Raw genomic sequence first — 21,618 nt, 5'->3', positions numbered from 1 at the left:
TATTATAGTCCTGATCCATCGGCCTTACCGCGCGATACGGCATAGGCACCGATATTTTTACCGCAGACCAGCCCCGACTCGCAGTCGGACCGGAAATGGATCATCCCATAAATACGCGACACGGAGGCTTCCTGCGCTTTGGCCATGAACTCATTGGTCCGCTCGGGAAATACGTACGATAGCACCGCAGCCGCAGCCCCCGAAAAGGTCGAGTGGCCCGAGGTATAGCTGGGGAAGTTGGGCAAGCCCACCGATGTTTTCACGCCAAACTGCTGCGGCCTTGGGGTGTAATAATAGAACTTGGTTTCCCAGCAGCACACGCCGGCATCCTGAAGCGCCGTACTGACCAGCGCCAGCGTTCGGGCCATACGCACCTCGCTGAAGCGCGCTTCGTGGGCGGCATCGGCAGCGGTACGGGCCCAGTGGCCGGGTGGAGTATAACTACCGGCTCCGTCGGCCCAGAAGTTGGCAATGCGGGCCTGCTCACGCGTCTGGTTTTTCTGAATAGCCTGTAGTTCGGCCAGTTCTTTCTTAAACTGGTCGCTGCCCGGCAGCGGAGCCGGGCCGGGCCGTAGCTTCACCAGTGTGGCGCGGTCAAAGTTCCAGAGCGACACCGCCCCGTAGTTAGGCAGCATGGGCGGCCGGGCGGGCGACTCCTGACTGACCCAGATGTCGGCCAGACCACGGGCTTTGGCCGCTTCGATCATTGCGGTGGTTACGGTCTGGTTGTTCGACGCACTCATGCCATCGGTCCGGGCCCGGGCCATCACTTTAGCCCCTACCTGACTGCCGAGGTCTGCCCCGGCGATCAGGTCGCTCGGTACGTTCATCCCGGCCCAGAGCCGACTCTCGCGGTGTTCGGCCAGCTTCGCGTCCAGAAACGGCCCTTCGCCCGGAAACATAGCCTTCAGAATAGTATAGGACGCCGTCGCCACAACCGCATCTTCAGACGGGTAGGTAGGCAGGGCCGATACCGGCAGGGCTACCCGCACCGAAGCGTCTGTTTTGGAGGGAGCCGCCCGTTTGAAAGCGTATTTGTAGTGCCAGGTTGCTACCAGCGCATCGTATTGGGCCACGCTCAGATACGCCAGGGCGCGGGCGGTATAGGGCGGGTTGGCAAACGGAAACTTCGGATCGGCCAGCGGATTGGCTGCGTCAGGAACGGGGTACTTACCGTCGGCGTTCGACGCAGGTGGCACGTTGTAGCGGGCCGCTAGCTCGCGGGCTATCTCGTTCCAGCGGTACACCGCCCCGGCGCCCCAGTACACGACCGCTTCCTGCTGCTCGCGGGTCAGGCTGGCCGATTTGGTCTTCAGATCATTCAGCTCGGCCAGATAGGCCGCCGACGAGGTAGACGCCGGAGCTGCCACGGTAACGTCGGTCGGAGCGGTCAGGATGTATGTTTTCCAGCTACCCGCTTTGGCATCGACATCGGCCGGGCTATAGGCCACCCGCTGCGGTTCTTCAATGGTTTTATCGCAGGACGTCAGCACCGCCGACAGGCCCAGTACCGACAAAGCGGCTATCAGTATAGTACGCGTATTGAATTTCATGATGGCTACTGTTAATTACTTACCGTTCAGCTGAAAAAGGAGACCGAGCATGTAGCTGGTACTTTGGCCAGCGTTCAGCCCGTCGGTGACGTAGGCCACCCGCGCGTTCAGGCCGATGTTGCGCGGCTGAATTTTACCGTACCAGCCCACCTGCGTCATCTGCATGTTGTTGGTCGGGAAAGGCATGTCGTTCCGGCGAATATTGTCGCCATTGACACAGGCAAACCGCTCGGCAAACACCTCCGTCTGCCAGGCCCGGCGCACCACGCCCAGCCGAACAGCCGCATCGTACGCATTCGGCACGCTGACCTCGTCGGTATTGTATACCCGGTTGTCGGCCTGGTAGGCGTCGCGGTCGATCCGAATTGTGCTTCGCCAGATGTACGAGCCATGCGTGGTTACGTACAGGCCCGTATGCGGGTGGGTGTAGTTGAGCAGGAGCCGCCCCGTAACCGTACGCGCCTGCAGCCCGATCGACATCGGCAGAAAGTCGGGTACGTAGTTACCAACCGGTATTGACCCACCCACGATGGGGTTGACCGATAAGCCTTTGTAGTCGAACGCCTTCAGTTTCAGCCAGGCCGACAGATCCTGAAAACCCTTCTGGCCCATAAGGTTACCCGCGCTGGTACTGGTCCAGACGTAGGGCAGGTTCAGAATCAGGTTGACCCGGTTACTGATCCCGATAGCGGGCATGATGGCGGCCGTACGGGTGGTATGGCGACCAATATTCAGGTTTTCCCGTTTGAGCGTCCCTTCCCAGTAGTCGGTCCAGGTACTTTCTCCGTACATACCGGCAATACAAACGGTTTTCCGGGGCATGTAAATGGCATCGTGGGGCATTTGCGCCCGGAGGGGTGCGCTCAGCAGCGATAGCAAAGCGACTAGTATCAGACAAGCAATTCGTTTCATAGTACAGGCAAAGCCATAAGGCCCGTTTAGAACCAGCGGGATACGGTGAACGAAATCAGATAGTCGGCAAAGGCCGCATCGCCGTGTCGCAGGCCGGTTGGGTCGAGCCGGTCGGCGTAGCTTTTGATCCGGTTGCGGTAGAGAGCGACCGGCACCGTGAGGGCGGCTGACGTTTTGTGGCGCATATAGGCCAGCCCCGGCTCGACGGATACGATATAACCCGGCCGCCGGAAGCCGCTGCTCCCGCCAAAAGCGTCGATAGCGGGAACGCCTTCGACCCGGCCACCCAGCATTACGGCCAGGCCCGGTACGGCTGGAATCGACTGGCTCAGCCCAATACGGGCCGCAAACTGATCGGGGACCGAAAACTCGCCCGCCACGAGGTCGATGGTCGTAGCCAGCGGATTGCGCCGGACGCCGTTGGTTTCGCGGGGGTTGAACAGGTAAAATCCGTTCCCATAGGCTGTTAGTCCGCCAGTCAGCTGCCAGTATCCCTGCAGTTCGACACTGGCGCCCACGCCCCCGTCGCCGAGTTGAATCGATTGATCGACGGGCAGGGTAACGGTATAATCCTGCCCTTCTTTGTTGAGTTTATGAAAACTATCCGTAGCGCGGTAGTTACCGGTTGGCAGCTTCACGCCCAGCCCGACGGCCAGGTTGGCTTTGGGCAGACTCGCCGGATTGGCCAGCCAGTAGCTCCCCGACAGCCGCAGATCGCCGATGCCTTTCGAGCCGGTAGCGAAGCGTTTCTGCGCCGGGTTAGCGGTCAGGCTGTTGCCGTAGTGTTCATACAGCGAGGAGCGGTCATTGGTCTGCACCGGCAGGTTCACCGATACCGACCACCGCAGCGCAGGCATGTAGGTGATGCCCAGGTCGAGGGCGTGCGATACGTTGATAACCTCGGTGCCCTGCTCAACGCGTTGCTTCTGTTCCTCGTCGCCCACAAAGTGTTTGTACGACCGGAAGAAGCGGTACCCGGCCGAAACCTGCCAGTGGCCGGTACGTTGTTTGAAGAAATCGGCGGAGTTAGTACCCGCCGGAGCCGCGCAGCTCATATGACGAACCGCCACACAGCCCTGCGCCTGGGCGATGGCAGTAGAAAATAAGGTGCAGGCAGTTGCCAACACGATGGTATAAATCGGTTTCATGGAAACGAATAGCTGAGATGGAAGAATAAACAAATGGCCTGGTCGATAGCCGTAGATCAGCAGACGCGAGCCTGGTCTGTTTTTGACCATGTTGTGTCTGCGTACGCGTTAGGTCGAAAAGCTGCGCTTCACGAAACGGTACGAGTCAGACAGACTGTTTATACCAGCGCTTTCCGACTGAACAGTCAGCTCCGAAAGCCACCCGGTACGAAACAGGCAGATCAATAAAAACCAGTTCAGGCAATTGGCTGATGCACGCGGCACGAAAAGCGAGCCCGTACGGGACGCTTTACTATCGACAGGCAGTACTACAAAAGCATCTCAGCTTTCGGGCGGGGGAGAATGGATCGGCAGCGCGCGGGAGGCAAACACGAAGACCACATCGGGAATCCGGATCACATCGTGCCAGTGGGGAAGTAGAAAATTGAAACGAACCCGCGGAACGGGCGAGTATTCTTTCAGAAGAAGCTTCAGTAACTGACTGGCTTTCTGGCGGGAGTTACTGGTTCCGCTCACGTGATCGTTCAGGAACGAGAGCAGATCACTGCTCCAAAACGAACGGTTCTCGGTCTCGAGGGCGGCAATGTGAAGCCGGTCGCCCCGCACCTCCATGCTGACAACATCGTAATAATGACCTTTGTAGGTAAAGCCTTCGGAGGTGGTACGGGTCAGGGCAACCGCCTTCCGGGTGTCGCCCATCGGAACCTGGAATTCAACGATGCTGTCGACGGAGCGGTAGACGAGCAACTCTTTCGACAGATCATGCTCCGCCTGCCACCACGCCCCCACAGCCACCAGCACATAGGCCAGGGTGTGGTAGAGGAGCAAGCCGAAAAGACCGATCGATACAAGTTTCTTCACTATTCCCAGAAAAAGTAGACCTCAAAAGTAAGCATTAATGATAAACAAAAGCAAGAGTCGCGGCAGGAAACTCTCTGTCTTTTCGGTAGATTAGAGATTCCGATGATCAATATCGGCCAATTACTGGAAGCTGCAATCAAAATCGGTAGCTTTGTGTTAAGCTCGTACGTATGATTGTCGATAACCATAACCGCCCCATCACCTACCTCCGGCTGGCCGTAACGGACCGCTGCAATCTGCGGTGCTTCTATTGCATGCCCGAAGAAGGGATCAGGTACCTGCCCAAACAGCAATTGCTGACCTACGAAGAAATGGAACGGCTGGTGCGGGTACTGGCTCGGCTGGGTGTCAGCAAGGTTCGGATTACGGGCGGAGAGCCGTTTGTCCGGTCGGGGCTGATGACGTTCATGCACCAGTTGGCCGAGGTGCCGGGCCTGACCGATCTGTCGATGACGACGAACGGCGTGCTTACCGCCCCGCACGTGACGGCCCTGGCTGCGCTGGGGGTGAAATCGGTCAACCTCAGTATCGATACCCTCGACCGGGAGCGGTTCCACCAGATTACCCGGCGCGATGAACTGCCCGCCGTGCTGCATACGCTGGATGCACTCCTGGCGGCTGGTATACAAACCAAACTCAATGCGGTCGTGATGGACGGGCAAAATACGCAGGACATCATTCCCCTGGCCGAACTGACCCGTCAGCTGCCCGTCGATGTGCGGTTCATCGAAGAAATGCCGTTCAACGGCGAAGGCAGCCACTATCCGGTGCTCCACTGGACCCACCGGCGTATTGTCGATCACCTCCGGGATCATTTTCCGGACCTGCAACGCCTGCCCGATGCGCCCTTCTCAACGGCCAGCACCTACCAGATTCCCGGTCATCAGGGCACGATCGGGGTAATTGCGGCCTTTAGCCGGACGTTTTGCGGCACCTGCAACCGCATCCGCCTGACGGCTCAGGGTACGCTCAAAACCTGCCTGTACGACAATGGCGTTCTCGACGCCCGGGCTCTGCTCCGCAGCGGAGCTACCGACGCCGAACTAACGGCGGCCTTCTTACAGGCGTTCTCCCACCGCCCCGCCAACGGCTTCGAAGCCGAATCCCGGCGCGACACCGTAACGGAATCGATGTCTACCATTGGCGGGTGAGGTTACGTTCGCGACTCGTTGGTTATCAGCCAGTACGACCAGCATCCTCTAGAGCTTTACGGCTTCGGGAACGCCTTCCAGATACGCATTGGTAAACAAGGTAGCCGCATCCACGCGCTGAATCAGTTCGCCATCGGCATCGGTCAGCAGGTGGTTCCGGATGAGCCAGTTGGCAAACGAAGCCCAGACGTTGCGGTGCATATAGCCCCAGTGCCCATCGGCATCGAGATAATAGCCCGAAGCCGACAGCTGGCTCTGTTCCACGAAGTTGCGATTAGTCAGGGTCGGGTGTTTCGAGCTGTCGATCAGGAGCCGGGCCGCTTCGTCGGGGTTGTCGACCGCAAACCGGAATCCGGCGGCTGTAGCCGTCAGGAACCGATGCAGCAGGTCGGCGTTTTGCTCGGCCCAGTCGCGGTTAGCGGCCAGTACGGGGCTGTAGCCGTAGGGAATCTCATAATCGTCGAGCAGGAACTGGTTCAGCTCGATACCGCGAATATCGGCCTCTACACCCTCCCAAGGCAGAAAAATCCAGGTTGCGTCGGCCTCGCCCGTCAGCAGCGAGTTCCAGATGTCGAGCCGGGCTGGCTGGTGTGAGATGAACTGGCCATTGCCGCCGTCGTTCTGAATCATCTGCCGGATAATGTCGTCTTCGTAGCGGGCAGCATAGGATGCGTAGACCTTGCCGTCGAGCTGCCGGGGGCGGGTGATACCGCTCTGGCGCAGCGTAACAACGGCGCTGGCATCGCGGGCCAGCACGGCGGCTACGGCTACCAGCGGAACCCCATTGGCCTGATAACTGAAAATACTTTCGGATGGCGTGATGGCCAGATCGGCTTCCCCCTGTGCTACCCGTTTGGCGGGAGTTGTCTGGTACTTATCCTGATCGGGGGTGCTGATCTCGACCGTCAGACCAGCCCGTTCGTAATCGCCCCGGGCCAGGGCTACGTAAAATCCGGTATGGTTGGTATTTGGTGTCCAGTCCAGGGCTAAGCGAATGTGGCTGCTCATACAATTCGATGGAGATATGGCAAGCTTAACCCACCACCGGGCCGAAAGTTTTCGGCCCGCGCCAATCGCCCCGATATTTAGAATTGACTGCAATTTCTTGCCGGAATCGTCCTAATCGGATCAGGCGGGTACGCGTGCCGACGCGGGTTTACGGACGGGTTTGGCAGCCGCTTTTCGGGCCAGCTTCCGTTTGTTCCACCAGATCAGGAATCCCGACACGGGGAGCGACGCCGAGAACAGGCTCACCATGAACGCCAGAAATTTGCCCGGCAAGCCCAGCCAGCCCCCCGTATGAATATCATAAGCCGCCCCGCGCGCCCGGTCGCCCCGCGAAAAATCCTGGTACCGTTTTCCTTTCAGCACCGCGCCGGTATACTGATCGAAGTTGTAGATGGTATATTTCCGGTAAAATGACCCTTCGTCGTACCGGACCTGCACCCGCAACGCCCCTACCGAATCGGCCGGAAAAATGACGTATGACTCAAACGCGTTCGGCTCCAGCGCCACAACCTGCGCGTAGGCCCGATCGACCGAGGCCGGGCGAGCGTCGGGGCGGTAGACCGATGGTACTTTGGCACGGTCTCGGGCGGGCGAGCCGGTGAGGGCATACAACCCGTTTTCCCACCACTCGAACGACCAGATCAGCCCTGTCATAGGAATGAGAAGCAGCATCCAGGTTAGGTAAAATCCACCCACACTGTGCCAGTCGTAGTTGACTTTAGGCCAGCGGGCATCCCACTTTACGGTGAACTTCGACCGGATCATCCGCTTCGTCTGGGGCCACCACATAACCAGGCCCGATACCATCATGAACAGGTAGATCAGCGCGGCCGTACCGATAATGTAGCTGCCCGTTTTTCCCATCATCAGCGTCGTATGAATCTCGCGGTCGATGACGAAAAAATCGCGCTTCAGGTCGCGTATGCCCAGTACCGAGCCGGTATAGGGATGTACACTGACGAGCCGCTTGTCTTTCAGGAGTACCTGATAGGACCGGTCAGCCTCGTGGCGCCGGAAAATACGCTGCAGCTTCGCCTTCGGAACGTCGCGCCGGACCACATCGGCCACCTGCCCAACGGTCAGCATCGGACTGGTGCGCGGCTCCACAAACAGTTGATCCCGGTGAATCAGCGCCTGTACTTCTTCCTCAAAAACGAACAGACAACCTGTTACACTACTAACGAACGCGATCAGACCCGATATCAGCCCAAGCCACAGGTGAAGTTTGCCGAACGTTTTTCTCATAAACCATCATGCGGGTAAGCACCCGGCCTTGTCAGTAACAGGCGGGCACTTACCCGCATTACGGGCAAAGGTCTACGTACTTTAGAATTATTCCAAATTAAATCAATCAAAACTCCCGACCATATTCCGGTGCAGGGTGCGGGCGCTCCACTGTCCACCGGCAATGATCCGCCGAACGGTATAGAGCGGCATCTGATCGTCGCGTTTGTCGGCCAGGGTAAAGGCGGCTGCGTAGCCCCGCTTCTGCAGTTCGGGCAGGGCGGCTTTGTTCCAGAGCCCGAACGGGTAGGCAAAGTACCGAACGGGTTTACCCGTGATGCTTTGTAGTTTGGCATTGGGTTCGTCGATCTGGGTTTTCCAGTCGTCGCCCTGGTATTTCTTCACGTTATGGTGGTCCCAGGTATGGGCGCCGATCACGTGACCGCGATCCGACAGGTCTTTGATCTGGGTTTTGTCCATATAGGGCTGCTTACCCCGCCGGCCGATGGCTACCGTCATGATAAAGAACGTGCCTTTGAAGCCGTGTTTTTCCAGGATGGGCGTGGCCGTCTCGTACTGATCGAGGTCGCCATCGTCGAAGGTAAGCATGACTGGTTTGGGCGGCAGGGGGGCGCCCGTGGTCAGGTACGCGTAGAGCTGATCGGGCAAAATGGTATGGTAGCCACTATCGGCCAGCATCTGCATCTGCTCCCGAAAAGCCGCCGTTGGGATAATGTAATCCCGGGCCGTTTTGGAATCCTTGGGCCGCCAGTCGCGAATCTGGTGGTAGCAGAGGATAGGCACCTGAGGCCGCGCCAGAATGGTAGCCGCATCGGCAATTTTACTCGCCGGAATGGCGGTTGGGTCGGGTGCCGGACTGGCCGCAGGGGCAGCCGGTTTAGCCTCGGCTTCAGCCACCGGCCGGTCGGTTGTGGCGGCTTCGTTCGTGTCGGAGCCTTTGGACTGGCAGGCGGCCAAACCGGCAGCCACACATGCAGACAGGAAGAAATTAGTTACGAGGGGTAAGTATTGACGAGTAAGCATAGAGAATTAGTATGTTCTCAAACTTACGGAAAAGCGCCAGCCAATTACATACCTCGTCGGGTTTTTGATCAAAAATCAATCCAATGCACCGGCCTTCTCTAGCGCCGGCCTTCTTTTTCAACAATCTGATAATACAGAATCCGGGCGCGGTCGCGGGCGCGCTTGACTCGCATTTTTACCGCGCTGGCGGTGGTGTCGCGATCCAGGGCCATCTCTTTCAGTTTATTTCCCTGTTCGTACTTGATTAGCAGCAGATCGCGCTGACGCTGGTTCAGCTGGGCCAGCACCCGGTTGGCCAGCAGCACCCGCCGGTCTTCGGTATCGCCCGAAAAATCGTCCGGTTCGGCGCATTCGCGGGCGTAGTTGTGGATATGCTGGCGGATGCGCTGTTTCCGGCGGAGTTGGTCGATGCAGTAGTTGACCGTCATGGTATGGAGCCAGGTCGAGAGCAGCGCTTCACCTTTGTAGCCGTTGAGTTTACGGCTCAGGCGCATGAAAATCTCCTGGGCAAAGTCCTGCGCGTCGGCATGGCTTTCGGTATACATCAGGCAGCGGTGGTAAACGCGCTGGTAATGTCGGGTATAAATTTCGGCAAAATAAAGGTTATGACCTGTTTGCAGATACAGGTCGACCAATTCCTGATCGGATACGTTTTTCATGGGTAGCGACGAGTACAAAAAAGCAGGGAAAGCAACCGGCAGCCGTCCCTAGCGGGCGGGCGCGGCCGTAAAGCGGGCAAGGAGCACCGTATCGCTGCTGAGCAGCAGGTAGTTATCGGCCAGGGAGTACTTGGTAGCCTGCGCGAGGGCCTTCAGGAACTGGCTCTCGGTTTCCATATCGGGGCAGGCCATGCGGGTCGTAGCCAGCGGAGCAAACGTAATGCGGTTGCTGCCCGACAGTTCGTACGTTCCCGTAATTCGGTTGCAGCCGCCGGAGCCACTTACTTTGTTGACCTGACCCGGCGTAAACAGCAGGTGGGCCCGGCGTTCGGGTTCGGGGGGAGTAACCGCCCGGCCATTGAGTTCGGTCAGGTTCCACCGATGGGCGTACAATTCTTCACTGCCTTTCATAACGGGTTGAGCCGGCTTCTTTGTCGCACAGCCTGCGCTGACCAGTATCAGCACCACTACCAATCGGACTACGATCATGCTTGCGGATGTTGCGGTAAAACACAGTGCAAAACAATCGTATTGGTACGTACCGAATCTCAAATCAGGGACCGGGTTGGTTCCGAATTCAAAGTGTGAAACAAGAATCAGGCAACCGGGGCCGATGCGCCCCCCTGCAGCGGCTGTACGTGGCGCAGCGAATACTGGGCGGGCGTTAGTCCCATATGCTTCTGAAAAGCGCGATAGAACGTTGTTTTCGACGAAAAACCCGCCAGGGCGCTGATCCCTTCCAGCGTCAGATGGCTAAACTGATTACTCTGGATCAGCTGGCAGACGTACCGAACCCGGTACTCGTTGACATAGTCCCGAAATTCGACGTCGAGCACCCGGTTCAGCATGGACGAGAGCAGGTAGGGCGGCAGATTTACCGCCACCGACACATCGGTCAGCGACAGGCGCGGCTGCAGGTAGGGCTTGTTGGTAGTCATGTACTGCTCCAGCACCCGCAGTTTGTCCTGCACATCCTCTTCCCAGTCGTCGCGGCTGGCCGACTCTGCGGGCCGAACGCTCCTGATGGGTTCGGCCCCCGGCCGGGCTGGCGCCGGCAAAACCGGCTGACCGGCGGTCTGACTGGCAACCGGACTCAGTCGATCGGCCGGTGAGAACCAGTAAGCGCCGTAAAGCAGCGTTGGCCGCTGAATGATATACAGACAGACCGACAGCTGCGTAACGACAAACACCATATTGATAGCCTGGTTAGCCCAGGGCGTTTGCCAGACAAACAGCATAATCAGCAGCCAGACGACATTGGCCGCTACGTGAATCAGCACAAACGTGGTAATCCAGTTGGCATAGGTCGGGTTGCTGAATCGGGAAAACGTCTGGCTACGCCGGTAGCTCAGCAACAGCTGTCCGGCCAGCAGGGCGTAGATAATCCCCGACAGGGTATACCCAACCGTATTGACCATGGGCGGCAGCAGGCCTTCGGTAAATCGGGCCAGCGAGTTGCTCGTCAACGGCAGTGATTTCAGATGAGCAATCTTGTAGGCTGTACTCTGGCAATAGAAGGGAATCAGTTCAATGGCGTTGAACAGGGCGGGCGCAAACAGCCACAGAAACCGCTGGTCGAACCGCGATTCGGCCCGCAGCGATGCTCGAACGTACAGGTAAATCATGGGGCCTGTCATGTAATGCAGCGGGGCCGCCGTCCGGAACAGATGCGGAACCTGCAAAATACCGCCATTTACCAGCAGCGAGCCTATAAACCCGATGTACCCGTACATGAGCAGGAGCAATGACAGCAGCCGGTTCACGTAGGCGCTCGGCTGTTTCTTGCGCCAGAGCAAACACCCGACCAGCACCGATAGAATACTGCTGGTCAGTACGGCATACGACAGAATGATACGCCAGGGCATGAATGGATTATGGTTTAGTTGAGTAATTTTCTCTACCTAATCGAACATATAAAAACAATATACAGACAAAACCCAAAAAGAAAGCCCGGGGTTATCGTTTGTGTACAAACGGCACAACCAACTAATTATCAGGGCTTAATCAGTATAGTGCGCTCGGCTACCGACTGAATCTTTTCCCGCGAGAAGAATACCGGAAAATACCCATTCTCGGCCCAGAGCGGAAAGAGGTCGCCATAGTGCGGGCTTTCGGGATCTCCCGACTGACCGGGGCTATTGATACCCAGCGTTTTGTCCCAATCTTCGGTATCGACCAGAATCCGGAACGAGGCTCCGTGGGTCTGGTTCAGGTCGTTGGCGGTAGCGTTGACGGTTTCGCCGTAGCCACCCCGCGCCACCGGCCCCAGGTTAATCCGCTTCTGCATGGCTTTGTCAACCAGATCGCTCAATGGGTGGGTAATGGTGATGTGCTTGTTCTTGCGCTGGCCGTAGCTCCAGTCGTCCATGTCGTTACCCAGGCGGGTGGTCAGGTCGGCCACGGCCCGGTCGAGGCTGGTCAGCAACAGACTGTCGCGGGCGGGGGTCGGCACCAGCAGCGCGTCGATGACCCGTTTCGAGGGCAGACTGCGCAGGTAAGTCCGGGCGTTCTGGGGCACCTGCGCTTCATAAACGGCTTTCTTCAGCTCCCCTTCCCAGGCCACGTAAATAGCGGCTGCCACCGACTCGGGGTTGAGTCGAAAATCCCATTTGCGGAGGTAGCTCAAGGCCTGCTCGGTGCGGTTTTCGGACGAAGCCAGATGGGTCAGCAGCGGCACCAGCGTACGGGCCGGGATAGACAGGTAATCGGCCTGGAGCGCCATGAAATCGACCAGGTTCTGCCGCTTGCCGTCGCCCAGCACCTCCTCGATCCGATGGGCGCGGCTGGGAGCGGCCCAGGTCCAGCCGATGGCGTTCCGGTTTGGAAAGTTGACCGGGGTCAGGTTGTTGTTAGCCGTTACCACATAGCCTTCGGGCGGGTTGAGTTTGTTGGGCAGTTGCTGAATGGGCAGGTACCCACCCCACTCGAACCGGCCATCGCCCGGTACGGGCACCAGTCCGCTGAAGTTTTTCCGGATGGGCGAGAGTCCGACAGCCTGCCAGCCAATGGTTCCGTTGGGTTCGGCCGTTTTACCGGCCAGCGGACGACCCGCCCAGATCATGTTCTCGCCCGGAATCCGGCTGTAGGTACAGGCCTGCCGAAACTCGGCCCACGACCGGGCCTGATTCATCCGCAGACTGGCCAGGTAAGGCGCGCACCCCCGTTCGAGCCAGCCCGCCCGGATGGCGTAGGCCTTATGGGCGGCTTTGTCTTCGAACACTACCGGGCCGTGGCGTGTGTATTTCAGCTCGGCCCTAACAGGCGTACCGCCTTTGACCGGAATCGTTTCGGTCCGAACCGTCATGGGTACCCAGTTGCCTTTGTAGCGGTATTGATTGGGGTTCTTCGGATTGGTTTCGTACACCAGCAGGTCTTCGTTATCGGTTTCGAAGATGGTCAGTCCCCAGGCGCCGTAGTCGTTATGACCGATCGACACGCCCGGCAGGGTTGGCTCGCCTGCTCCGATCACGTTCCAGCCCGGCGCGTGCAGATGCACCCAGTATCGCAGCGAAGGTGTACTTTGAGCCCGGTGGGGGTCGTTGGCCAGCATGGGATACCCGCTGGACGATTTGTTGCCCGCCAGCACCCAGTTGTTCGAGCCAACGTATTGCTTCTCGGTATCGAAATAGGCATCTGTCTGCGCTTCGTCCTCGTCGGCTTTGGTAGCCCGCCCCTGAAACTTGAGCGGCAGCCGGAACGCTTCGTACAGACCCAGTATCGGCTGAAACAGCTCATCGCCGTTCACCTGCAGCGCCAGATCAGGCTCGGCGGGGCTGGCCGCCGGATGAAACCACTGGAGACTACGCAGCTTTTCGGGCCCGATCAGTTTGACCAGCCGGCCGTAGTTCAGCTCGTCGCGAACATTTCCCAGCAGGCCCTGGTGACGGCTGATGACCACCTCAGGCGTCCAGAAACCGGGCTTGGTATTGAGCACCCGAAACTCGAACGGCAGCTTTTCGGGTGTTTTCAGGATCTCGGTTATGTAGGCGTTGATGCCCTCAACAAACGCCCGCACAATCTGTGGGCCGCGCGGGTGGTAATGGCTCAGCTCCTGGTCGAGCGTACCGTTTGCTCCGCCCGTTCGATACCGAAACAGCCGCGTACCGATATCGCGCTTTATTTCCTGCGGACCAAGCAGTTCGGCCACCGTTCCCGTTGCCTGCCGACGCCACATTTCCAGCTGAAAAAGCCGATCCTGCGCGGCCAGATACCCCTGGGCAAAAAACAGATCGTGTTCGTTGCGGGCGTAGATATGGTTAACGCCCCAGCGGTCTTTGATTACCTCGACCGGTAGTTGAACCCGCTGCGCTGACAGCGAATGCAGAAAAGCCGTTGCGCAGAGAAACAGCAGTACAAATCGACGCATACGTATAGGTTTGTAAGGCAAGATACCAAATCAACTGATTACTTCAGTAACCAATATAGCAGGCCGTTACCACATCGCACCCTACACATTCCTACGATTTCTATATTCCTGAAATAATAGTCTATAAATCAGAACAGAATCGATACCCGACCGATTGGAGTGCCTTACAGATCCTCGACCGAGAAAACGTCCAGGGTTTGCTGGCGGAAGTTGCGGACGCGGGCAAATACGGCCGTCCCGTTGGGCGAACCGGTCTGGTTGGTGTTGCCCTCGACGGTCGAAAAGACGCCATCCCCCACGGCGGTGATGATACCGGTATGAAACCAGTCGGGCTTACCCTGAACGGTTCTACGGAGCAGAAACAAATCGCCGGGGTGCACGCGGGCGGGGTTTTGCCGAACCGCCGGGCTGCTCAGCAGTCGGCCGCTGTCCTGGCCGGCCCGCGCGACCACATCGCAGCTGAGCGAGCGGGGCATCAGACTCGTAAACACCCGGCCCACAGCCGACGCGGCCTGATCGAGTATGGCTTGTGCGAATCCCATGCACCAAAGTATATCGGGTCCTTCCAGCCCCTCGCAGTAGCTGCGTACCCAGGGCCCCAGATTAGTCGTGCGCGTACTGGTTTGCAGCTCGGCCGCGAACTGGCTCCGGTGCCGGGCCGCTACCGCTACGATCAGCTCCCGCACCGACTGCCCTGGCTGGGGCTCAGCCATCGTGAAAGCAGCGCTGAGTGGCCGGGTTAGCCGGTTGAATACCGCCGGGGTAACCACGCCCGTTGGCGATAGCTGTACCCGTTCCTGAAACCGCTTGACGGCCTGTTCGGTGGCGGGTCCGAAGTCATTGTCGATCTTAACGGCCAGGGCTACCGTCGGAAAAAAGGGTGCGTTCAGGCAAAGCCACTCCTGCACCCGCCGGACATCGGCCCCTGTATGGCCCCGTTTTACCGGAGCGGGCGGTATCAGCTCCGTCTGGAAATTTGTCTTCAACATGATCGGTTCGTTCTGGCTGGAAAGGAGATTACAGGAAGCGCTGGCGCGGATGATGTTACCCATACAGGAGGGGCCAGGCTGTTGGCAAGGTGCAAAAAAATAGCACACCCCTCTGCGCATCATGAGCATCCGGTAATGAGCTGTTTGTCTGACCCGGACAGGCGCTTCCCTCCGAACGATCTACTGGCAGACTACCCTGCCGGCAACCGGACTGTATACGGGGAGCAGGCGGAAAAACGTATCTTCCGGCCCGAAACCGATGCCTTTACCCATGCGATTTTTACCCGTTCTCCTGCTTGTACTGGTAGCTGTAGCTACCCACGCTCAACCGTTTCAGGCCCTCTGGCTCACTACCTCAACGGCCGACTCGACAGCCCCCAACAGCTGGCACTGCTACCGGCAAACGGCCAGCCTGCGCGCGGTACCCAACCAGGTCATAGCCCGAATTGCGGTCGACAGTAAATACTGGCTGTGGGTCAACGGCCGGCAGGTGGTTTACGAGGGCGGACTGAAACGCGGGCCCAATCCGCGCGATACGTACTACGACGAAATCGATCTGGCCCCTTATCTGAAACCCGGCTCCAACACGATTGCGGTGCTGGTCTGGTTCTGGGGCGGTAAAGGCTTCTCCCACCGCAACAGCGGTCGCACCGGGCTGCTCTTCGACTGCGAGACCAGCGCCGGTCCTTTCCTCAACCGCTTCGGCTGGAAAGCCCAGCTCCACCCGGCCTACGAGCCTTCGCAGCTATCGAAGCCCAACTTCCGGCTGTCGGAACCCAACATCCGCTTCAACGCCCGGAATGACATACCTGGCTGGTACACAGACAACTATGACGATAGTGCATGGCCGCGTGCGTTTATCGTAGGTCGGGCGGGTAACGCGCCCTGGGGGCAGCTCACCAAACGTCCGATTCCGTTGTTTAAAGATCATGGGTTGAAGAACTACGTACGCACCCAGCGACGCATCGGCAAGGCAAACAGGCCCGACACCCTGATCGGCACGTTGCCTTACGATTGCCACGTTTCGCCCGTACTGACCGTTAAAGCCCCCGCTGGCCAGCGTATCATGATCGGCTCCGACACCTACTTCATGGGCGCATCGGGCAGCGACTCGCTGTACACCAACGGGGCCGAATATATTACCCGGGCGGGCCAGCAGACCTACGAGTCGCTCGGCTGGCTGTCGGGTCACGAAATCCGGTACGCACTCCCTAAAAGCGTAACGGTCGTGGCGGTGCAGTACCGGGAAACGGGCTACAACAGCGCCTTTGCCGGGTCGTTCCGGTGCAGCGACCCCATGCTGAATACCCTCTGGACTAAAGCGCAGCGATCGCTTTACCTCAACATGCGCGACAACTTCATGGACTGCCCCGACCGCGAACGGGCGCAGTGGGCGGGCGACGCGGCCCTGCAGATGGGCCAGACGTTCTACGCCCTGGACTCGAACAGTACGGCGCTGGGGCGTAAGTTGTTGCTGAACCTGGCCGACTGGCAGCGCCCCGACAGTATCATCTACAATCCGGTTCCCGAAACCAACTGGAAGCAGGAACTCCCGGCCCAGTCGCTGATGTCGATGGCCGAAAGCTGGCGGTACTTCCGGCACACGCACGACACCGCTACAATTCGGCATATCTACCCCGCCCTGCGCCGGTACCTGGCACTCTGGAAACCCGATTCGACCGGTCAGCTCAACTACCGCAAGGGCGGCTGGGACTGGGGCGACTGGGGTACCAACCAGGATCAGGTACTTATTCAGCACGGCTGGTACGCCATTGCCCTGCAAACGGCCATCCGCATCGCCAACCTGACCCGACAACCCGACCACGCCCGGCAGTATCAGCAGCGACTCGACAGCCTGCGTACGTTTCTCAACAGCCCCGTTTGCTGGAACGGCAGCGCCTACCGGCATGCGCAGTATACCCAGGAGACCGACGACCGGGCCAACGCGCTGATGGTACTGGCCGGTATAGCCGACTCGACCAAATACAACGCGATCGTACAGGTATTTTCGACCCAGCAGCACGCCAGTCCGTATATGGAAAAGTTCGTGCTCGAAAGCCTGATCCGGATGAATCGGCTGCCCATGGCCCTCGCCCGCATAAAAACCCGCTATCGCCCCATGATCACCAGCCGACTCTCTACGCTGTGGGAGTTGTGGGCCTACGACGATCGTCCCGGGGTGGCGCACGGCAATAGTGGCTACAACCACGGCTGGTCGGGTGGGCCGCTGCTGCTGATGGCCGAATACGTAGCAGGTATGCAACCGGGCGACCGGATGGGCCAGTACCGGATTTTTCCGCAACTGGCTTCACTGACGAGTGTCGCAGCCTCCATGCCCACGGCGGGAGGCCCCCTGTCGGTGCAGATCGCCAAACTACCGGCGGCTCTCAACATGACCGTTACCATTCCGCCCAGGCAGTCGGCAACGGTTGGCCTGCCGCTGACCGGAACGCCGGCAAAACGGGTGCTGTGCAACGGTAAACCGGTTGCGCAGGTGAGCGGCCTTCGGTTTGTCGAAAAAAATAGCCGGTACTACGTCGTCGAAGTACCGGCCGGAACCTATCGGTTTTCGGTCAATTAATCGTCGTCGTCATCATCGCCGGCTTTGGCTACGTTCAGGAAAGCGCCCCGGCGCGGAGCGGGCATAACGGCATGTTCGCCCCTGACGGCCTTCCAGATGATTTCGTTGAACAGCCGATCGTCGATTTTATCGGCATAGCGCAAGTCGATTTTTTCCGACTGGCGGGCTGGTTCGGTCATGGCCGTGTTTTTGGCTTCGAGGTCTATGTTGGCCGGTTTGTGCTGGTAGGGCGTCAGGTTGGGGGTGTTCGTGAAGCAGGCGAACATCGGTGTTGCGGCTGCGTCGTACTGGCTCATGGGCGGCAGGCCCAGAATCAGTTCCATGGTGCGGAGCATGCCCGAGGTCGAGTACATGCTGTGCTCTACGTGGTTTCGCTTCGTATAGGGGCTGATCACGAGGGCGGGCGAGCGGTGGGCGTCTACATGGTCGGCTCCGTTCTGCGCGTCGTCTTCGAGCACAAACACAGCCGACTCTTTCCAGATCGGGCTTTTGGACAAGTGTTCGACCAAACGGCCCAGCGCCAGGTCGTTGTCGGCCACATGAGCCGCCGGGGTAGGCGCACCGATGCGGGCGCCACTGGTGTGGTCGTTACCGAGCCTGATGCTGCTGAAATGTGGTACCGCGTCGCGTGCGATCAGCGAATCGAGGTCGCGCTTCCAGATTTCGACCCGCTCAATGTCTTTGATCTTCAGGTCATAATCGGGATAGTTCGGCACAAACCGACCGTCCAGTGCCGACCCTTTCCGTTTGGAGTAGGCTTCAAACTCGCCGTAGCTGCGATACCGCAACCCAGCGCGCTGGCAGTAATCCCAGATAAATCCTTTTTTAGGGTACGCAATGGGGCGGCTTCCTTCGTAATCGTAGGTGCCGCCCCGCCCGCCGTAGCTGGTGGGCCAGGTCTTTTCCACGTAATCGTTGGCGTAGGCGGCCGTGCTCCAGTTATGCCCGTCGGCGCTCACCTCGGCATCGACGTAAAAGTTGTCCAGCAGCACAAACTCCCGGGCCAGCGCGTGGTGGTTAGGGGTAACTTTTTCCGGAAAGATACACAAAGACGTATCGCCATTGCCCTCGGGCATATCGCCAAATAGCTGATCGTAGGTACGGTTTTCCTTGATGATGTAAAACACGTATTTGATCTGGGCCGACTTCTCCCCTACCCGCTTCGGAATGGGTGAGTTGGCTTCGCCGGCTGCCAGCTTCTCTTTCTCTTTGGTGTAGGGCGTATTCTGGTAAACCTGTTTCGACAGCGTTGCCATCTCTTTGGCAGCGGGCAGGGTAAAGATCGACAGCGTTCCTTTGAACAGACCGGCTATGTATTCGGTACCCGACTCGCGCCGTTTATACGGGTTGGGGCCGTTGGGGTTGGCCTTCGAGGAGAACCCTTTGCCATTGGCTACCAGCACTTTCTTACCCACCACCTTCACGGCCGTTGGGTACCAGCCCGTTGGGATGAAGCCCAGCGACCGGCTCCGCCCCGGCTTCGACACGTCGAACACCGCCAGGCAGTTGTTATCGGCATTGGCTACCAGCAGCGTTTTACCGTCGGGGGTCAGCGCCAGTCCGTTCGGCGTACTGCCCGCCGGGGCATCGGGATAGAGCGCCGTCGTTACGGTTTCGAGTACCCGGCGCGTTTTCAGGTCAATGACCGATACGGCATTGTCGTTGGCGTTGGCCACAAACAGATACTTGCCGTCGCGGCTGAAGGTCAGGTCGTTCGGGCGGCTTCCTACGGCTATCTCGCCGGTCAGCTTCTGCTGGCTGGGGTCGTAGATCAGCACCTTGTCGGCGCCCCAGGCCGTAATATAAAGTTCGTCCGAGACGGGAGACCGCTGGCAGGTATAGGCTTCGGCCGGCAGTTTGATGCGGCTGGTGATCTGCTTCGTGGCCAGGTTGCAGACGTACAACATGCTGTCATCTTTGGTGACGGCGTAGAGCGTTTTGCCGCTCCGATCCGTCTCGACGCCCGCCACCGAAATCCGGACCGGCCAGGGTTTTCCCAGCACGACCGAGTCGGTTTTGACGAGCTTGTTGTCCGATACGTCGTAGATCAGCACTCGGTTGTCGTTCCCTCCCGAAGCCAGCAGCCGTTTGCCATCGGGGGTGAAACGCAGCCCAACCCACGATCTGGCGATCTCGACTTCGCTCATCAGTTTTTCGCCCGCGATATCGATCAGCTGAATCGTTTGGGTACTCTGTCCGTTGTTGGTCACCGCCAGCCTTCGGCCGTCGGCCGAAACCGCCAGATTCAGCGGCAGATCGCCCAGCGGCAGTGAGCGACCATAAGGTGTGAGGCTCCAGCCGTTGGGCAGCGTCAGGCGCTGGGCTGATTGGGCAGAAGCCGCGTACATACCGAAGAGTGTACAGCCGATAAGAAGCAGAAGTCGACGCATAAGAAAGACGTTTTCGTAAAAGTAGACGCAAAAAATCACGGTCATGTTACGCTTCTGTTAAAGTCTCACCAACCGCTTATTGCTTCAGAAACATGAGCACCGCCTGCGCGAAAGCCGGGGTACTCATGGCCGTATTATGGGTACCCGGCACCGTAACCAGCCGCGCCCCCGGCACGATATCGATCAGCGACTGCGGATCGCCGTTGTCGTGGTCCTGATCGCCGTTAACGACCAGCAGCGGCACCGTAATCCGCCCCAGTTCGGCCCGGCTGGCCGTCGGCTGAAACTCCTGCAGCCGGGCCAGCGCAAGGGTATCGGCTCCGCTTCGTTTGGCGTAGGCAACGGCCTCCTGCAACTCCGGATGCGAGCCGGGTTTGGTCAGGGCTTCGAAAAAGTTTTTGCGCCGGTACCAGTTAGGGTCGGTAAAGTCGGCACTCATGCCCCCCATAACCGCCCGCCGGACGGGGGCTTTCATCGTCAGCAGCTTAGCCGTCAGGATGGCCCCGCGCGAATAGCCGACCACATCGTAATTTGTCAGGCCGAGGTGTTTCATCAGCGCCATGACGTCTTTCAGTTCAGCGTCGTGCTGATAAGCCTCAGCCGTATGGGGCCGGTCGGAGCGGCCGTTACCCCGCAGGTCGAGCGTAACGACCCGAAACCCCGCGTCGGCCAGCGCCTGCCGGACGGGGGCGCGTTTCCAGCTTTCGCCATTGGTGATGAAGCCATGCAGCAGCACAACGGGCTGACCGACTCCGATCACATCGTAATGGATACGGGTCCCGTCGAACGAGGTAAACAGCGGCTCACGCTCGGCCTGGGCACACAGCCAGCCCGGCAGGAGTCCGGCAATGAGTAGAAGGAAAAATCTCATCACACGCAAGAGTCAGAAAATGAAACACATAGATCGATAAGTCTAACCTTTCCAGGTTCTACCGGGTTATTCAGCAAAGAACCATACTCAACGACCATGAATACATTAATCGATCATCTCACCCCCGGCGACGGCGATACCGAACTCATCGGCTCACGCATCGGTCGCATCGATCCCGAGAACTTCCGTAGTCAGAGTGGCGCAGCCATCGACGATGACGACGAGGGCGATACAGAAGAGGCAGCCCTGACCGACGATGAACCCGTTGACGAAGATGGCGACCCGACCGGCGAGCACGATCACCACCAGGACGACAACTACGCCCTCGGCGGCCACGTAACCCGGTCAGGTGGCGTATAGAGCCTGCACCCGGCTGGTGAATGAAGAATTTAAAAAGTTTATCCCTCCCCCACTGCCGGGGTCTGCGACCACCGACAGGAAGTAGCCGATCCAAGCCCTGTCGGTGGTCGCAGACCCCGGCAGGGCTGACGATGGTAAAGTAAACGCCTGAACAAACCCCGACCAAAGCCTGCCCCACTGTCGGGGTCTATGACCACCGACAGGAGGTAATCAACCAAACCAACCACGTTATGAACCCCAACGACAACCAATCTTATAACCCTGCCGACGACGATAACCAGGGCGTGGCTCAACTGCTGGCCCAGGCGCAGGAAGCCAACACCGGAGAACCCCAGGTCGGTGGCATCAACCCCGTGCGGGACCAGGGACCGGAACCCATCAAAGAAGAAGTCAACGAGTCCGACGCCGATGCCAACGGAGTTAACGACGACCTGCTGGTCGAAGAAGATGTCGAAGCCGGGCAGGTCGACGTCGAGTACGAAGAAGGCGATAACTAAACCC

At 58.8% G+C, this 21,618-nt stretch carries 18 protein-coding genes; 4 read left to right on the top strand and 14 right to left on the bottom strand.

What is annotated here, in order from left to right; genetic code table 11:
* Positions 1-2 precede the first annotated feature (2 nt).
* The 4 genes from B1C80_RS09740 to B1C80_RS09725 form a co-directional block, all read right to left on the bottom strand.
* Positions 3-1,553 carry a phosphatase PAP2 family protein gene (locus tag B1C80_RS09740; protein WP_077920868.1) on the bottom strand — a complete coding sequence of 517 codons (1,551 nt, stop codon included), beginning with the start codon at positions 1,551-1,553 and terminating at the stop codon, positions 3-5.
* A gap of 15 nt (positions 1,554-1,568) precedes the next feature.
* On the bottom strand, positions 1,569-2,465 hold the full coding sequence (locus B1C80_RS09735) for a hypothetical protein (RefSeq protein WP_077920867.1): 897 nt from the start codon (positions 2,463-2,465) through the stop codon (positions 1,569-1,571).
* A 26-nt stretch (positions 2,466-2,491) separates the two neighbouring features.
* On the bottom strand, positions 2,492-3,613 hold the full coding sequence (locus tag B1C80_RS09730) for a hypothetical protein (protein ID WP_077920928.1): 1,122 nt from the start codon (positions 3,611-3,613) through the stop codon (positions 2,492-2,494).
* A 321-nt stretch (positions 3,614-3,934) separates the two neighbouring features.
* Positions 3,935-4,474, bottom strand: a complete 540-nt coding sequence (locus B1C80_RS09725; protein ID WP_077920866.1) for a hypothetical protein — start codon at positions 4,472-4,474, stop codon at positions 3,935-3,937.
* Positions 4,475-4,644: 170 nt separating this feature from the next.
* On the opposite strand from B1C80_RS09725, the gene moaA reads away from it, so the two are divergent.
* Positions 4,645-5,625, top strand: a complete 981-nt coding sequence (moaA, locus tag B1C80_RS09720; RefSeq protein WP_077920865.1) for a GTP 3',8-cyclase MoaA — start codon at positions 4,645-4,647, stop codon at positions 5,623-5,625.
* 48 nt (positions 5,626-5,673) lie between these two features.
* On the opposite strand, the gene B1C80_RS09715 is transcribed toward moaA, so the two are convergent.
* From B1C80_RS09715 to B1C80_RS09680, 8 genes are all read right to left on the bottom strand, one after another.
* Complete coding sequence (locus B1C80_RS09715) at positions 5,674-6,633, bottom strand: ABC transporter substrate-binding protein (protein WP_077920864.1); 960 nt, start codon at positions 6,631-6,633, stop codon at positions 5,674-5,676.
* A 120-nt stretch (positions 6,634-6,753) separates the two neighbouring features.
* Positions 6,754-7,878, bottom strand: a complete 1,125-nt coding sequence (locus tag B1C80_RS09710; RefSeq protein ID WP_077920863.1) for a PepSY domain-containing protein — start codon at positions 7,876-7,878, stop codon at positions 6,754-6,756.
* A gap of 102 nt (positions 7,879-7,980) precedes the next feature.
* Entirely contained in the window at positions 7,981-8,901 is a 921-nt protein-coding gene (locus tag B1C80_RS09705; RefSeq protein WP_077920862.1) for a polysaccharide deacetylase family protein, read from the bottom strand.
* A 98-nt stretch (positions 8,902-8,999) separates the two neighbouring features.
* The gene (locus B1C80_RS09700) at positions 9,000-9,560 is read right to left on the bottom strand and encodes an RNA polymerase sigma factor (RefSeq protein WP_077920861.1); all 561 of its coding nucleotides are present in this window, start codon (positions 9,558-9,560) and stop codon (positions 9,000-9,002) included.
* Between the two features lie 48 nt (positions 9,561-9,608).
* Positions 9,609-10,049, bottom strand: coding sequence for an META domain-containing protein (locus tag B1C80_RS09695; RefSeq protein WP_077920860.1), 441 nt, complete (start codon positions 10,047-10,049; stop codon positions 9,609-9,611).
* A gap of 107 nt (positions 10,050-10,156) precedes the next feature.
* Positions 10,157-11,425: an AraC family transcriptional regulator gene (locus tag B1C80_RS09690; protein ID WP_077920859.1), complete on the bottom strand. Its 1,269-nt coding sequence runs from the start codon at positions 11,423-11,425 to the stop codon at positions 10,157-10,159.
* Between the two features lie 128 nt (positions 11,426-11,553).
* On the bottom strand, positions 11,554-13,926 hold the full coding sequence (locus tag B1C80_RS09685; RefSeq protein WP_077920858.1) for a penicillin acylase family protein: 2,373 nt from the start codon (positions 13,924-13,926) through the stop codon (positions 11,554-11,556).
* Between the two features lie 164 nt (positions 13,927-14,090).
* On the bottom strand, positions 14,091-14,915 hold the full coding sequence (locus B1C80_RS09680) for a peptidoglycan-binding protein (RefSeq protein WP_077920927.1): 825 nt from the start codon (positions 14,913-14,915) through the stop codon (positions 14,091-14,093).
* 271 nt (positions 14,916-15,186) lie between these two features.
* On the opposite strand from B1C80_RS09680, the gene B1C80_RS09675 reads away from it, so the two are divergent.
* Positions 15,187-17,496 (top strand): glycoside hydrolase, encoded by a 2,310-nt coding sequence (locus B1C80_RS09675; RefSeq protein WP_161492747.1) that lies wholly within the window; start codon positions 15,187-15,189, stop codon positions 17,494-17,496.
* On the opposite strand, the gene B1C80_RS09670 is transcribed toward B1C80_RS09675, so the two are convergent.
* Positions 17,493-19,886, bottom strand: a complete 2,394-nt coding sequence (locus B1C80_RS09670) for a beta-propeller fold lactonase family protein (RefSeq protein WP_077920926.1) — start codon at positions 19,884-19,886, stop codon at positions 17,493-17,495. The genes B1C80_RS09675 and B1C80_RS09670 overlap by 4 nt on opposite strands.
* Positions 19,887-19,962: 76 nt before the next feature.
* Positions 19,963-20,757, bottom strand: coding sequence for an alpha/beta fold hydrolase (locus B1C80_RS09665; protein ID WP_077920856.1), 795 nt, complete (start codon positions 20,755-20,757; stop codon positions 19,963-19,965).
* A gap of 96 nt (positions 20,758-20,853) precedes the next feature.
* Here B1C80_RS09665 and B1C80_RS09660 point away from each other — a divergent pair, with 96 nt between their 5' ends.
* Together B1C80_RS09660 and B1C80_RS09655 are read left to right on the top strand one after the other, a co-directional pair.
* A complete protein-coding gene (locus B1C80_RS09660) occupies positions 20,854-21,117 on the top strand; it encodes a hypothetical protein (RefSeq protein WP_077920855.1) in 264 nt (87 codons plus the stop codon).
* Between the two features lie 230 nt (positions 21,118-21,347).
* The gene (locus B1C80_RS09655; RefSeq protein WP_077920854.1) at positions 21,348-21,614 is read left to right on the top strand and encodes a hypothetical protein; all 267 of its coding nucleotides are present in this window, start codon (positions 21,348-21,350) and stop codon (positions 21,612-21,614) included.
* The last annotated feature ends 4 nt before the right edge of the window (positions 21,615-21,618 follow it).

This window comes from Spirosoma sp. 209 (assembly GCF_002006735.1).
Taxonomy (GTDB): Bacteria; Bacteroidota; Bacteroidia; order Cytophagales; family Spirosomataceae; genus Spirosoma; species Spirosoma sordidisoli.
Note: the sequence above shows the minus strand (reverse complement) of the source record. Positions and strands in the feature narration are given on the sequence as shown.